Origin of the sequence: Streptomyces sp. NPDC006134 (assembly GCF_040628835.1) — a bacterium.
Taxonomy (GTDB): Bacteria; Actinomycetota; Actinomycetes; order Streptomycetales; family Streptomycetaceae; genus Streptomyces.
Window position 1 is genome coordinate 58,321 of the sequence record NZ_JBEXTV010000023.1, and the last position, 13,650, is coordinate 71,970.

At 67.9% G+C, this 13,650-nt stretch carries 9 protein-coding genes and 1 pseudogene; 5 read left to right on the forward strand and 5 right to left on the reverse strand.

Features of this window, described 5'->3' with window-relative positions; translation table 11 throughout:
• Nucleotides 1–282: 282 nt before the first annotated feature.
• Entirely contained in the window at nt 283–1,203 is a 921-nt protein-coding gene (locus tag ABZ340_RS17365; RefSeq protein ID WP_358782613.1) for a DUF559 domain-containing protein, read from the forward strand.
• Nucleotides 1,204–1,260: 57 nt separating this feature from the next.
• A pseudogene (locus ABZ340_RS17370) lies at nt 1,261–1,413 on the forward strand (GNAT family N-acetyltransferase); the annotation flags it as partial.
• Between the two features lie 307 nt (nt 1,414–1,720).
• Here the strand turns inward: ABZ340_RS17370 and ABZ340_RS17375 are convergent.
• The 5 genes from ABZ340_RS17375 to ABZ340_RS17395 form a co-directional block, all read right to left on the reverse strand.
• Nucleotides 1,721–2,212: a hypothetical protein gene (locus tag ABZ340_RS17375; protein WP_358782614.1), complete on the reverse strand. Its 492-nt coding sequence runs from the start codon at nt 2,210–2,212 to the stop codon at nt 1,721–1,723.
• 206 nt (nt 2,213–2,418) lie between these two features.
• Nucleotides 2,419–4,680, reverse strand: coding sequence for a hypothetical protein (locus tag ABZ340_RS17380; protein ID WP_358782615.1), 2,262 nt, complete (start codon nt 4,678–4,680; stop codon nt 2,419–2,421).
• A gap of 54 nt (nt 4,681–4,734) precedes the next feature.
• Nucleotides 4,735–5,550: a hypothetical protein gene (locus ABZ340_RS17385; protein WP_358782616.1), complete on the reverse strand. Its 816-nt coding sequence runs from the start codon at nt 5,548–5,550 to the stop codon at nt 4,735–4,737.
• Between the two features lie 102 nt (nt 5,551–5,652).
• Nucleotides 5,653–6,312, reverse strand: a complete 660-nt coding sequence (locus ABZ340_RS17390; RefSeq protein ID WP_358782617.1) for a Crp/Fnr family transcriptional regulator — start codon at nt 6,310–6,312, stop codon at nt 5,653–5,655.
• 43 nt (nt 6,313–6,355) lie between these two features.
• Nucleotides 6,356–6,847 carry a hypothetical protein gene (locus ABZ340_RS17395; RefSeq protein WP_358782618.1) on the reverse strand — a complete coding sequence of 164 codons (492 nt, stop codon included), beginning with the start codon at nt 6,845–6,847 and terminating at the stop codon, nt 6,356–6,358.
• 881 nt (nt 6,848–7,728) lie between these two features.
• On the opposite strand from ABZ340_RS17395, the gene ABZ340_RS17400 reads away from it, so the two are divergent.
• The 3 genes from ABZ340_RS17400 to ABZ340_RS17410 are packed head-to-tail and all read left to right on the forward strand — an operon-like array spanning nt 7,729 to nt 13,624.
• Nucleotides 7,729–10,779, forward strand: coding sequence for a DEAD/DEAH box helicase family protein (locus tag ABZ340_RS17400; RefSeq protein ID WP_358782619.1), 3,051 nt, complete (start codon nt 7,729–7,731; stop codon nt 10,777–10,779).
• Nucleotides 10,779–12,128, forward strand: coding sequence for a hypothetical protein (locus ABZ340_RS17405; protein ID WP_358782620.1), 1,350 nt, complete (start codon nt 10,779–10,781; stop codon nt 12,126–12,128). The genes ABZ340_RS17400 and ABZ340_RS17405 overlap by 1 nt, the downstream gene beginning before the upstream one ends.
• Complete coding sequence (locus ABZ340_RS17410) at nt 12,125–13,624, forward strand: class I SAM-dependent DNA methyltransferase (protein WP_358782621.1); 1,500 nt, start codon at nt 12,125–12,127, stop codon at nt 13,622–13,624. Before ABZ340_RS17405 ends, ABZ340_RS17410 begins: the two co-directional genes overlap by 4 nt.
• Nucleotides 13,625–13,650 lie beyond the last annotated feature (26 nt).

A 13,650-nucleotide genomic window follows, 5' to 3' on the forward strand; every position in this document is an offset into this window, starting at 1 on the left:
AACCTTCGTGGAGATCATCGAAGCCGACGCCGGCCTATCGCCCATGTGCGGGCCGTCGTGCAGGTCGAGCAGCAGGGTCAGATCGTGCTCCCCGCCATCTGTTGACGAGGCCCAGCAGCGCGAGAGCTTCAAGGATCTGGTGCAGGCAATACGTCGACGTCGGCCTGCACCATCGCGACAGCCACGCCATCCGGTAACGGACGTGATCAAACCCCGGACGGGCAGACCACCCCTGTCGTACCGTCACACCACAGAACAGCGTCAACTCGCCCAGGAGCTCCAGTGCCGTCCATCTATCTCGCCGGAAAGATCGGCCCAGGCGACTGGCGTTACGACCTGATCGGCTACCGGCTCCGCGGCGCCTGGGAGGTAGACGATGACCACCCCTCCGAGCCGTGGCCCGTCCTGAAGCGCGGCGTTCTTGGCTTCTTCGACTACGTTGGCCCGTACTTCGTCAGCGACGACCACGGCTGTGGCCACGGCCCCAATACCCACGGTTGCGGCAATGACGGCGCTGTTCCCTGTTTCACCTATGAAAATCTGCCCAAGAGGAATCGGGTACGGGAACTCTGCCTCTCGGCCATCGACACAGCAGACATCGTGTTCGCCTGGCTCGACGACCTCACCGCCTACGGCACGCTCGTCGAGATCGGCTACGCCAAGGGACGCGGCAAGACCATTGTCATCGCAGCACCCGAGACACCCCAGACCTTCGGATGGTTGTCGGAGGCCAACGAGGTTGGTATCGGGATCGCGGACAGCGCCACCAACGATCTGTGGTTCGCCTTCTCTTGTGCCTCAAGCACCATCGCCGCCGTGACTCCCCTTGAAGCCCTCAAGGAGGTCGTGCGCCTATCCCCCGATCTTGAGTCCCCTATCGAGCAGGCATTCTGGGGGGCCTACGTGCAACAGATGCCACGTGAGTTGAACGGCCTGAGGGCTCAGCACCCAGTCTTCGGCGGTCGGTACCGCATTGACTTCGCTTTGCCCAAACAGAAGATCGGCATCGAACTCGATGGGTACGCGTGGCACTCCAGTCCCGAAGCCTTCACCCGAGACCGGGCCAGGCAGCGCGAACTCGAACTCGACGGCTGGCGGATCGTCCGCTTCAGCGGCTCGGAGATCATCAAAGATGCCGACGACTGCGTCCGTCAGGCCGCGGCGTTCGCCGCCAGCATCGAACGCGACCGACCAACCTCTTGAATCCCCAGGACACACCCGCTACCAGGGGAGACATGACGGTCCAACCGATAGAGACCGGTCCTCGCTGTACCGGAACTCGACCCGCTGTTCGTCGCTGACGAAGCGCAAGGACGGGGCATTGGACGACTGCTCGTCGCGCACGTGCAGTCCGAGGCCCGTGCCGCCCGGCTCGACCGTGTGAAGGTCGTGTCGCACCTTCCCGCCGAGGACTCCCTTCGTCCTGTCCTCGTGGACAGGGCGAAGGCGTCTGTGTGCTTGTGGAAACCTTGGGGTCAGGGGCGTCGGTCGGTCGGCTCGTCCAGCCTGGGCGAGGTCAAGGGCGACTCAGCGCTGGATGCCTGGTCGGGTGTGGTGGCTTGGTGGCCGTGGAGTCGATAGACCATTTCGTCGGGACAACGGTCCAGGCGGGCCTGGCGCCAGGCGACGTCGTAAGACAGAGGGGTTGGGCTGCGCCGTTGAATAAGCAGGGCTCGTAGGCTCGTCAGGGGGGCCAACAGTATCCGCCACACGGCGAGCTTCATGGGTGCGCCCTTCGGGATGCTCCTTCAGACCCGGACCTGTCCACTGGCGCGATGCTGTTGGGGAGACTGCCGCCGTTGAGAGCCTTGAGGGAGTCGGACAGTACGAGCATGGCCTGCTGTCGCTTCTCGATGTCCGTAAACCCTTGGCCGACCTGCTCCCACTGCTGCAGGAGTGGGAACCACCAGCGGTCGCAGGAGCAGATCAGACGAGCGAGGCGCTGGAGTTCGGCAACGTGATCGTCGCCCAGCGCGCCTGGGGTGTGGTGCTCCAGTTGGTCCAGGACGACGAGGTCGGGGTGGTCGTAGAGGTTCTCCTTCAAGAAGCGGAGGCGGCGGATGCGTTGCTCGTCCGCCGTCCGCTGTGCCAGTAACTCCTGTGCTGCGGTGGGCAGACCGAGAGCCGCGTGGACGGTCAGCAGGCAGTAGTTCGGCGCACGGCGAGGCAACTGGCCGAGGGCGGCGTTGATGGCGTCCTGCGCGGCGGGCACGTCCGAGGCTCCCAGACGGGCTGCTGCCTCGGTGGCCGTGGCATGCACTGCGGCGCGTACTGTCTCTTCCACGTTGGGCGGTACGCGTCGGCGTGGTCGCCAGGTGATCGTGTACACGGCCTCGAACGAGATGCCGTCGGTGGCGCTGGGCAGGAGGCGCGGCTGGACGGATGTACTCGTACGGACGGCGCGGTGCCACGGCCGCCTCATGCGATGTTCTCTTCGAGCGGGAAGACCGTGTGCAGACGGCTGTCGACGAGGTGGTTGTAGAAGTCGTCAGCCACGCTGACGCCTTCAGCTGTGGCAATGCCACGCAGCTCGTTCATGAGCTTCATGCCGGCCTCGAACATGTTGTGGCCGCGTAGCGCCGGCAGAAGTTGTTCGCGCAACTGCGTGTAGGCGCCGGGGTCGCCGGCGCAGGAGCGGATCCAGTCCGTCAGACGCGAGATGACCTGGGCAGCGGTGTCCGCAGAGGAGAGCAGGTCGTGGACGGCTCGCTGTACGTCGATGTCTGGGGGAGGGGAGCACACGAGCCATGGCGTGCCGTCGCGGCGTACGGTCATCAATGCGAGGAAGGCCAGTGCGCCGCTGCGTGCGGAGACCTTGCCCTGTTGCCAGCCGTGGACCTCACCGGCCAGTCGCTGGGCCACGGTGGGGTGCTGGACCAGAGCGTCAAAGGCATCGAGGACTTGGCTGACTACGGCGTCGTCGTTGTTCTTGTGCGCGACGCGGCGCAAGCGCACCATCGCTCGCTTGGCCAGAGATGTGTCGACGGAGGAGTCCTCCAGGATGCGTCGGCACAGTGCAATCACGGCGGGCGCGTAGCTTTTCTGCTCCGCCCACCCGTAGAGCGCCTCCCACGCCAGGCGTCCGACATGTTCGTTGCGCACGGCGCTCTCCATGACCGCACCGAGCACCTGTGGGTGACTGCCGCCGACGAGTTCGCTCAGTGTCGTGAGGTAGTCCACCGTTCCGTGCCGCACAGTGAGCTCGGCCAGCGCGGCCACTGCGTGGTCTTCCGAATCGGCGCTCTGGGCTGTCGCGACGAGCCAGGTTAGCAAGGGCTTGCGCACGAGGTCGTAGTTGTCCCAGACGTATTCCAGGATCGCGCGTCCGTAGGCGGGCCGGTCGAAGACCACCGTGTCCTGCATGTCGACTCGGCCCCCGACATCCTGGATACGCCGACGCATGCCCCGTCCGGCCAGGGCACTGATGGTCGGTGAGGACCCCGTTGCTGCGCCAGGAGCGTCGGTGCTGCGCCCGATGGCTTCCAGCAGAGCGGCTGCACTGTGCGCGACGACGGGCATGGGTGCGGACTGCTGCACGGCCAGGGCCAGCAGCAGACAACGGTCCTCCACTGTGAGTGAGGGGTTGTCGTGGGTGTGCAAGCTGTTGGTCTCGCCGAACAGGCTGTCGAGTTCACCGCGCCAATCGGTCAGCGCCGCGATAATGCGTTCTTCTAGAGTGCTCTGGGTTTCACTCTCGCCGTCGGCCTGTGCGAGCGACTGCTGGGAGGTGGTGTGGGTGTGTTCCTTCCAGGCCATCGCGACGGTGTGTGCGGCTCGAACTGCGGCCACCGCCGTCAGTCCGCGCAAGGAGGCGGTGGCCTTGGGGAGGGACCGCAGCGATGTGACCAGCTGGCTGTAGCCGTAGCCGTTCAGATGCGCTTCGACCACGTCCTGGGCATCGGGCGCCTCGTGCAGACGAACCACTTGGATGCCGTCACGATCGCTGAGGCGGTGATCCTTCCACAGGTCCTGTGCCACGGTCAGTACCAGGTAGGAGCGGCAGTCGCGGAGGTGGGTGGCGTGTTGCGACAGCGCGTTCAGGAAGTCGGCCGATACCTGGTCGTTCTCGGGGTGTTTGAGGTCAAGCTGGTAGGCGTGCGCCTTCTCCAGCGGCAGGCGGCCCTTGGTGGGGGTCTGCCAGTCCGCGTCCAGCTTGACCACGGTGGTGTTGTTAGCGGTGTGCTCGGCCAGCAGCCGCAGAGCGAGGGTTGTCGAGCCGCATGAGCGGGGCGCCACAATGATCGTCACCGGTTGGTGAGGGCGGCTGGTGACAGGATTGATGATCTGCTGCCAGACCGTGTCCCAGTGCGAGCTGCGAACGAACGGCTGATCGAGCAGCTGCTCGCGACTTTGTTCAACGCCTTCCAGTAAGTCGCGCTTTCGGGTCTCCAGGATCAGCTCTTCGATGACGTTGGCGACGACGTCGGCATCCCCGTACAGGTGTGTCGCTGCGCCGGCGGTTTCGTGCAGGCGCGGCGTGGCCTGGACGGCATCCGTCGATGGGGAAGCGGGGGACGGGCTTGGGCTGCCGAGGCCCGTGTCCTGCTGATCGGGAGCCCCGGTGGCGGGTCGCCACCGGCGCGGCAGCCAGCTGCCGGAGCCGTTGGACTGGTTTTCGCCGGCCTCGCTGGACGGCGGGTTGGTGTCGGAGCGGGCGGGGTCGAACGGTACGTCAGGCATTCGGGAACTCCAGGGTGGGTGAGGGGTGAGCGGCAGAGCGGGAGGCTGGGCGCCTCACCGCTGGCGACGGTCGATCCGCACGTTCTTGATGCGATTGGCGATCGTGGGGTCACTGACCTGACCGTGGAACTGGATGGTGCCGCCGCTGCTGACAGCCGGTGTTGCCGGCGCATCGCTCGGCTGCGCGGTAGAGGGGGGAGTAGACGCCGGCGGCGCGGCATCGGTGAGGTAGGGACGTACGGCCGGGCCGGTCAGACCCGGCACATGAATCCGGCAGGGCTGCTCGAAGCCGGGCTTGTCGCTGACGCGGGCAACTGCCCCGAGGAAGTGGTGCTGACCCAGATCCGGCGTGCGTCCCGCGTGCACGGTGCGCTGGTAGACGACCTCGGAGAGCGCGGCTGCAAGGAAGGCACCGCTGTCCTTCGCGGCGGACAGTGCCTGGCGGGTTGCCTGACTGTCGAGTAGCCGGGCGGTCTCGTTGATGGCGTTACCGCGGTGGTCGGGGACGGACAGAGGGCCTACGTGCACGCTGGCCCGCAGTCGCAGGAGCGGACTACTGGCCAGCCGCTGCTGTTCGTAGCGCACCAACGCTGCGTTGAGTCGCCCCAGCAGGGGGTCCACGAGCCGTGCCAGCACCGAGGGCGGGAACAGCAGGACCGCCCCGTCGCCGCTGTCCTTGTAGCTGCCAGGCAGTTCATTCGGGTCGGGCAGCTGACATTCGGCGAGCACGGTTGCCACGATGTCGTCCACGTCGCAACGGGCGGCGGCCATCTTCGCTTCGGCGATCTGGCTGTACTTCTCCATGTCGATCGCCACGAGGGCGAGTTCAGCGGGCACGTCCAAGGGCTCTGCATGCAGCGGCGCATTCATCGAGCACCGTCCTTTCAGCGCAGGCGGTCGGGAGAGTGCCCATGCTGATCGGGAGGCGTGCCCACCGCTGCCCAGCAGTGGGCACGCACGAAGTGCGGCCTGTCACGCCTGCGTACGCGCGTGCGACTGAATCGAATGGATGTCGCGAACGAGGAGCCCTCCACCTGAAGTGGTGCGAACCCAGTCCTGCTCGCGCCAGGGCTTGAGGGCGTTGACCACCGCATTGCGGGAGGCGCCGATCATCTGAGACAGCTCTGTCTGTGTCAGCCGTACGGCGAGACCCGACGCTGAACTGGATGCGGCTTCGACCAGTCGGGACAGGGCTGACGCCAGGCGTAGTGGCACAGAGGCGGTGGCCAGTTCGAGTCGGACGGCTTCCGATTCCCTGACTCGGGCAATGGCATGGCGCAGCAGAGGGGCGAGCAGATCATGCTCCTCGACGAACGTGAGGAAAGCGGCGGCAGGGATGATGCGGATGTGGCAGGTCTCCGCGGCGATGACTGTGGCGGTGCGTGGCTGGGAGTCCAACACGGCCAGCTCTCCGAGTAACTCGCCGGCGCCGCGCACGGCAAGGAGTGTTCTTCCCCCGCAGTCCCCCGCAAGAGTGATCAGCGTTGACCCGGATTCCAGCACAATCACGTGTGTTGCTGGATCCCCCTGGCGGAGTAGCACACTCCGAGCGGGCCTGATGCGCTGCGGCGCGAGCGCCTTCAGTCGTGCCCATAACTCGTCACCGATCACCGTGGCATGCGGCTGATACACGCGTCCCCCTGCTGTGCGGCCCCGACATACTTAGGTGATCGTCTCAACTAGCCAGAATATTGCTCAATAGGCATATTCCAGCCATCGAGAGAGCTGCTAGGGAAAAATCCACGGCCAGGCGGGCCGCTCGCAGCTTCCTGTCCGCCAGCCAGGCAAGCACCTGCAGCCGGTGGGCCTCGACATGCCGTTCAAGCTCCCCACGCGCGGCAGCACTCACACCGACCCGGTCACTGACGACCGCCTCGCTCATCAGCTCGGCGCGTAACCCCGACCTCGGGACTACGGGTCGCAGGGTGAGCAACGCAGCCCCAATCGCGGCAATCAGTAGCAGGCACATCAGTACTAGGGAGATGATCGCGAGCAGGGGCATGCCATCTGCGCTCGACAGCACGGCAACCCCTGCCGCCAGCAAACCACCGGCTATTCCACACAACGCCGTTGCTTTCGTATCTGCCCGCTGTACCTCGACAAGGGCACGCTCGGCATGCCCTTGGATTCGTTGCACCTCCGACGCAAGTCCCCATGGCTCGTGCATACCGCCCACACCCTCCGCAGCCGTCGTGTGCTTGTCATGGCGGTGACCAGCTTGCTCGCGGTCGCCAAGGCGCGTTGCCTACCGCAGAGCACGAAGAGCGCTGGGTTCCTCACTCCGGCCATCTGAAGGTGGTAGCCATAGAAGTGTCGATCTCGGCGAGTCGGCACGGACGTGGGAGCACACGGTCGAGTTCGATGTCAGCTGATAGGCGGGTGTCATGACGGGGAGGTCGCGGAGAGCTCTGCCCCGGCGTGCCCGCGGGCTGAGCAGCGGCCCGCCCTCGACTTGAAGCGACGTACTACGGCGGCATGGTGCCAGTTTCTGTTCGTCGGCGACGGGCGGTTCGAGTCAATTCGCTCGAACGATCGGGCTGACGTGGCTGGAAGCCGGTTAGACGGAGAACAGTAGGTTCCTGGCGGCGCGAGCCGGCCGTCCGCGAGTTCATCCACCGCACCCGCAAAGAACTCGGCGTCGCCGCCTGAAGCACCATCGCGGCCAGTCGCTTCTCGCGAAAGCAGCGTCGGTCGCCGCGGGTCGGCCGGAAGCAGAACCAGGCGGCCCGGGTGGACCGCGAGCCCGGCTCCGCGCACATCAGGCCGTCCCTGCCCTCCGCGCCCGCCGGTCCCTCCCGCCGAGATGGCCGCGCCCCTCCTGAACGCGGGACCGGACGGGCGGGCACGGCCAGCCCACTGGCTGGTATGGAGGCTTCGGTTCACGCGCGGCTTCTCCGAGCGCATCGAGCGGGCTGATCCACCGAACCCGGTACGCAACCCACCTAAATCTGGCAAAGCGTCAGTGTTGTGGGCAGGGGGCGGACGGTAGGGTGAGAGCCGTTCTGTAGCGGATTCCGCGGCGCCGCAGTGCAGGTAGGGAGGGTCGGCGTGGCTCTGGAGCCGAGCGCGCTCGAAAGCCGGTTCATGGACCTGGCTCTCGCGTCAGCCAATTTCGGGTTCCTGCTTCCCTACGAGCCTCTTCTTGTTCTTCACGGCGCATCCTGTGAGGCCCGCGCGGCTACTGCTCCCGCTGATGCGGTGGCGGCGGCACGCCAGTTTGGTGAGGTTCTCGCCGCTGAGGTCGGCCACCGGACCGGGGTGCGCCTGCCCGCGGGTGATCAGCCGGCCCGTCTGGACATCCTGTCTCGCGCCGGGGTGCTCGTGCCGCAGGTCCTGGACGCGTTCAACGACCTTCACCGCTTCGACGGCGGTACACGCGAGGGGCGGGAGGCGGCGGCGCACCTGGTCGAGCGCTGCTTCATGCTGGCCGCCTGGTTCTTCCGTGCCCTGACCGGCGACGCGGAGTCGATGAACTTCGTCCACGCCGCTGCGTCCGATCTGAGTGTTCTGGCGCAGCGGGTCGCTGCGCTGGAAGAGGACCTGCCCCGTCTGCGCCGCGAATTCGACCTGCGCGTCTCGCCGGTGACCCTGGCGGTCGCCGAACGTGAACAGCTGATCGTCAGCGCGCGCGATGCCGCCTATGAGCCGCTGCGCGAATCCGACATTGCCGCGGAAGTGCAGCGCAGGCTCGCCAAGGCGGGTTGGGACGTGCTGGGCGCTGGTGAGGAGACTCAGCTCAACCGCTCCCTGGGCTGCGTCCTGGTGGAGCCCCGCCTGGCTGGAGGACGGCGCGCCGACATGCTGCTGACGGTCGGCGGACAGGTGGTCGGGATCGTCGAGTGCAAGCGGGACGGTGCCGATCTCACCAACGCCATGGAGCAGGCGGGCGCACTGGCCGAGGCCCCGGCGGGCTCCTTGCCGTGGCCCGTGTGGCACTCGCCGCTGCCGTACCGGTATGTGAGCGATGGCCGGCGTCTGCTGTTCTGCGACGCCAATGACCCCGATCCGCACGCTCGCCTCGTCAGCGGCTTCCACCAGCCCCGCACGCTGGCCCGCTGGCAGCGCGAGGCTGAGGCGGACAGCGCGGCGCCGACCTACCGGGCCCGACAGGCCGCCTACCTGCTGCGGCAGGACGAGGGACTCGACCAGCTCCGCAACCCCCAGCACGGGGCGCTGCGGGCCATCGAGCAGGCCCTTGCGGCCGGTCAGCGGCGGGCGCTGGTGCACATGGCCACCGGCTCCGGGCGGAGTTTCACCGGGGTGTTCACCGCCTACCGGCAGCTCCGCTACGCGCGCGCGGGCCGGGTCCTGTTCGTGGTCGACCGAAAGCTGGCCGTGCACCAACTGACCGCTCAGCTGCGCCAGTTCAGCATGCCGGACGGAGGGCGCCGTCTCGATGACGTGTACCACGTGCAGGAGCTGACCGCGGACGGCCTGGACCTGTCGGCTTCCGTGGCCGTGGCCACGGTGCAGCGGCTGTCGGCCATGCTCGCCGGCACGCCGGCACCCGAGGACGGCTCCGACCGCGTGTCGGCGTACGAGACCGCCGAACGGCAAGCGCATCCCGATGCCACACCCCTAGAAGTGACCTACTGCGAGGCGCTGCCGCCCGACGCGTTCGATCTCGTCATCGTCGACGACTGCCACCGCGCGCTCTACGGACAGCGTCGTGCCCTTCTTGAATACTTCGACGCTCCCATCGTCGGCTTCAGCGCGACGCCGACCGCTACCGCTCTCGGATTTTTCAAGGGCAACCTGGTCGACTCCTACACTTACGAACAGGCCGTCGCCGACGGCGTCGCCGTGGACTACTCCGTCTACGAGATCCGGGTCGCCGACGACCGGCAGCCGGCGTTCGCCACCCCCGTCGACGCTGTCGGTGTGAAAGCCAACAGCTCGCGCCGCGCCCGCTACGAGGACCTGGACGAGGAGCTGGCTTCCACTGCGGGGCAGGGCCCGGCGCGAGCTGTCCCCTCCGAGCACCTGGCCGCGGTGGTGACGGCTTTCCGCGACGCGCTGCCGACCTTGTTCCCCGACCGGACGCAGCAGAGCGGCGCGCTCGGCGTGGTCCCCAAGGCCGTGGTGCTGGCGCAGGACGGATCGCATGCGGACGAGGTCGTGGAACGCATCCGCGACGTGTTCGGCGCCGGGGACGTCTTCTGCCGACGGATCACGCACCGCGACGCTCATGCGGTGCACCTGCTGCGGGAGTTCCGCACAACACCGCAGTTCCGGATCGCGGTCGTGACGGATCTGATCTCCGGGTTCAGCGACATGCGGGCGCTCGAGTGCCTGCTGATCCTGCGCGAGGTGCGCTCCGCCGCCTACTACGAGCAGCTGCTGGCCATGGGAACCCAGACCATCGCGTCCGCGGAGCTGCGCGCCGTCACCCCGGGGGCGATTGCCAAGACGCAGCTCGTGGTCGTCGACGCGGTGGGCGCTTCGCGTCACCTCCAGCCGCTGGTGAATGTGACGGATGCATCCGGGCAGGCGGGGCGGGCCGCCTTGGAGCGCCTGCTGAGCCGTGCCGCTGACGGGCTGGTGACGCCGCAGGAGACGGCCGAACTCGCCATCAGGCTCGCCCGGCTCATCCCCGCGCTCAGTGACGCCGACGGCGCCGAGATCCGGAAACTGGCGGGCCAGTCCCTGCAGGAGCTGGTGACCCGTCTCCTCGACTCCGTCGACTCGGATCACCTGGCACCACTGCGCCAGGCGGGAGGCAAGAGAGCCGTCGAGGACGAGCGGCGGGCGGCCCTTTTCCCGCTCGCCGAGAACCCCGAACTCCAAGAGGCGCTCCTTGGCCTGTACGACCGGCCAGCCCCTTTGCGGGTGGCGGCATCGAGCCGGCGTCGCCGAGAAGCGGAGACGGTGCGCGGGCGTCTGGCCGAGTTCATTGAGCGGGCCGGACCCTTCAGCTCCGCCCAGCTGTGGTGGATCGAGAAGATCGCGGACGTGGTGGCGACCGAGACCCGCTTCGCCCCGGCGTATCTGGACGGCGTCCCCTTCTCGGCGCGCGGCGGCACGGACGGCTTCCTTGACGCCTTCGGGCCCGACGCCGCGATCGACCTCCTGGACGAACTGGGCAGGGCCCTGGCGTGATGAATGAGGTGCCTGCCGGCTGGAGGATCGTCCGGCTGGCCGACGTGCTGAGCGAACCGCTGGTCAACGGACGGTCTCCGCGCCCCGGCGAGGGCGGATTGCCCGTACTGCGCATGACGGCGCTTCGGGCAGCGACTGTGGACTTCACCCAGTCCAAGAGCAGCGACCGCAGTGACGACGGCCGCGCGATACTGCTCGCTGAACACGGGGATGTGCTGGTCGGCCGGGTCAACGGTTCACATTCCCTGGTCGGCGAGGGCGCCCTGGTGGACGGCCCCCCGGCCCCGACGGCCATCCCCGACACCATGATCCGAGTGCGCGTACGCCCGGATGCCCTCGATCCGCGCTACCTCGCACATCTGTGGAAGTCGCCGGTCATGCGGCGTCAGATCGAGGCACGTGCCCGCCAGGGCGGCGCAGCGATCTGGCGGATCAATCAGCGTGATCTGGCCGACGTCCTGCTACCGCTGCCCTCTGTGGTGGAACAGCGCCGGATTGTCGGCCTGTTGGAGGACCACCTCGCCCGCATCGACGCCACCACGATCCGCACCAACGGCGCCCTCGACCAGGCCGACGTCCTGAGCCGTACTCTGACCGCGCGGGCAGGGCGCGGGGCTCTCGCCGAAGCCGCTCGGATTCCCGCGGACCTGCCCCGGGTGTCGGGTGTTGGTGACGGGACACTGCCCGGCCTGCCCGAACGCTGGCGATGGACCCGCCTTGACGATGTCGCCGAGGTCACCCGCGGCATCACCCCGCCCGGCAAGCAGGAGTGGAATCCCGCCGATGTGGACGTCTCCTGCCTGCGGGTCGCCAACGTGCAGCGCGGCCGCCTGGACCTGGACGACGTCCGCACGATCCGGCTGCCCCCACCACGGGCCCAGGCAGCTCGGCTGCGGGCGGGCGATGTGCTGCTGACGGGCGGCGGATCGAGCGACAGCCTGGGCCGCGGCTGGATCTGGGAGGAGCAACTGCCCCACTGCGTCCCCCACAGCCACCTCTTCCGTGTCCGGATCACCGCCCATCAGCTCCACCCCGTCCTGCTGGCCTGGCACGCCAACGGCTTCGGCCGCCAGTGGTGCAAACACAACGCCAACCAGACCGTGGGGCCAGCGTCCATCAGCCTTACCAGGATCCGGCTCATGCCGGTGCCCGTCGCTCCCGTAGACGAGCAGCACCATCTGGTCGCGGTGGTCCAGGCGCACACCACGGCCCTGAACGCGGCCTCCGCGGCCGCCGAACGCGCTCTCGTGGTGGCCGGACGGCTGCGGCGTAACCTCCTGGAACGCGCCTTCACCGGTCACCTGTCCCCTCCGCTTTCCCCGTCCGGGCAACAGGAGTCTGTGCTGTGAACCCCACCGTCTCCTCCCGCCCCGGATACGGCCAGGCCCTGGTGGACCGGCTGTGGAACTTCGGCAATGTGCTGCGCGACAACGGCACCTCGGGCCTGGAGTACATCGAGCAGCTGGCCAGCCTGATCGTCCTCAAGCGCGCCCACGAACAACGCCAACGCCCCCTCAACGGGCAGGACGTACTCGGTTTCGACGCCTGGGCGCAGCTCACCTCGACCGAGCGCGACCACCTGATCCCGGTCTACGAGCAGATCCTGGACCTGCTCGCCGCCCGGCCCGGAACGCTCGGGCTGCTCTTTCGACGGGCACAAAACCGCATCCCGGACCCTGCCCTCCTGCACCGATTGATCGTCGACGTGGTGGACCGCCACCAGTGGTCCGCAGGCGACATCGGTGCCGTCTTCGAGGCGCTGCTGGTCCGCATGAGCACGGACACGAAGACCGGTGCCGGCCAGTACTTCACCCCTCGGCCGCTGATCGAGGCGATCGTGCAGTGCGTCCAGCCCGGCATCGACGACACCGTCGCCGACCCGGCCTGCGGCACCGGCGGTTTCCTGATCAAAGCCTTCGACTACCTGGTCGACCACTTTCCTTCAGGTGTCACCGCGGCCCAGCGCAAGCGGCTTGACCAGGGCGCCTTCTTCGGCACCGAACTCGTCGACGCAACCGCACGGCTGGCCACGACGAACCTGGTCCTACACGGCGTCACCCGGTCCGACGAGGCCCACCCGTGCATCACCGTCGGGGACGCGCTGGCCCGCCCGCCGGTCAAGCGGGCGACGCTGGTGCTCACCAACCCTCCGTTCGGCCGCCGCTCCACCAGCGATGAGCCCTACCGGGAGGACTTCTGGACCCTCACCACCAACCGGCAGCTCAACTTCCTCCAGCACATCCACAGCCTGCTGGAGACCGACGGCCGCGCCGCTGTCGTGGTGCCCGACAGCGTGCTGTTCGAAGGCGGGCCCGGTGAGCTGATCCGGCGCCGCCTGCTGTCCGCCTGTGACGTGCACACCCTGCTGCGGCTTCCCACGGGCATCTTCTACGCCGGCGGCCTCAAGGCCAGCGTCCTGTTCTTCGACAAGCCCGACCCGCGCCCCGACGGCAGCCCGTCCACGACACGGCTGTGGGTGTACGACCTGCGCTCCCCGCACACGGCGACGGCCAAGCCCATGACGGAGGCCGGCCCCGACTACGGCGACTTCGTGTCCGCCTACCGGCCCGGCCGGCCCCGCAGCGAACGGGTCGAGACACCCCGCTTCCGGTCCTTCGCGGTCCAGGAGCTGCTCGCCAGGAGCGGCGTCAACCTGGACCTTCAGATCGCCGAACCCCCGCCCGGGCCCTTCACGCTGGAAGAGCCCGAGGCCGACCTACACCGCATGGCCCAGGAGATCACCGCTGAACTGGGCGCCGCCCTGGCCGAGTTCGCCTCCCTGACCGAAGCGCTGCGCCCCTACGGCGTGCACGCCGACAGCCCAGATGGTGAGGCGGAGCGGTGATGGCGACCAGGGGCGCCACGACCGGG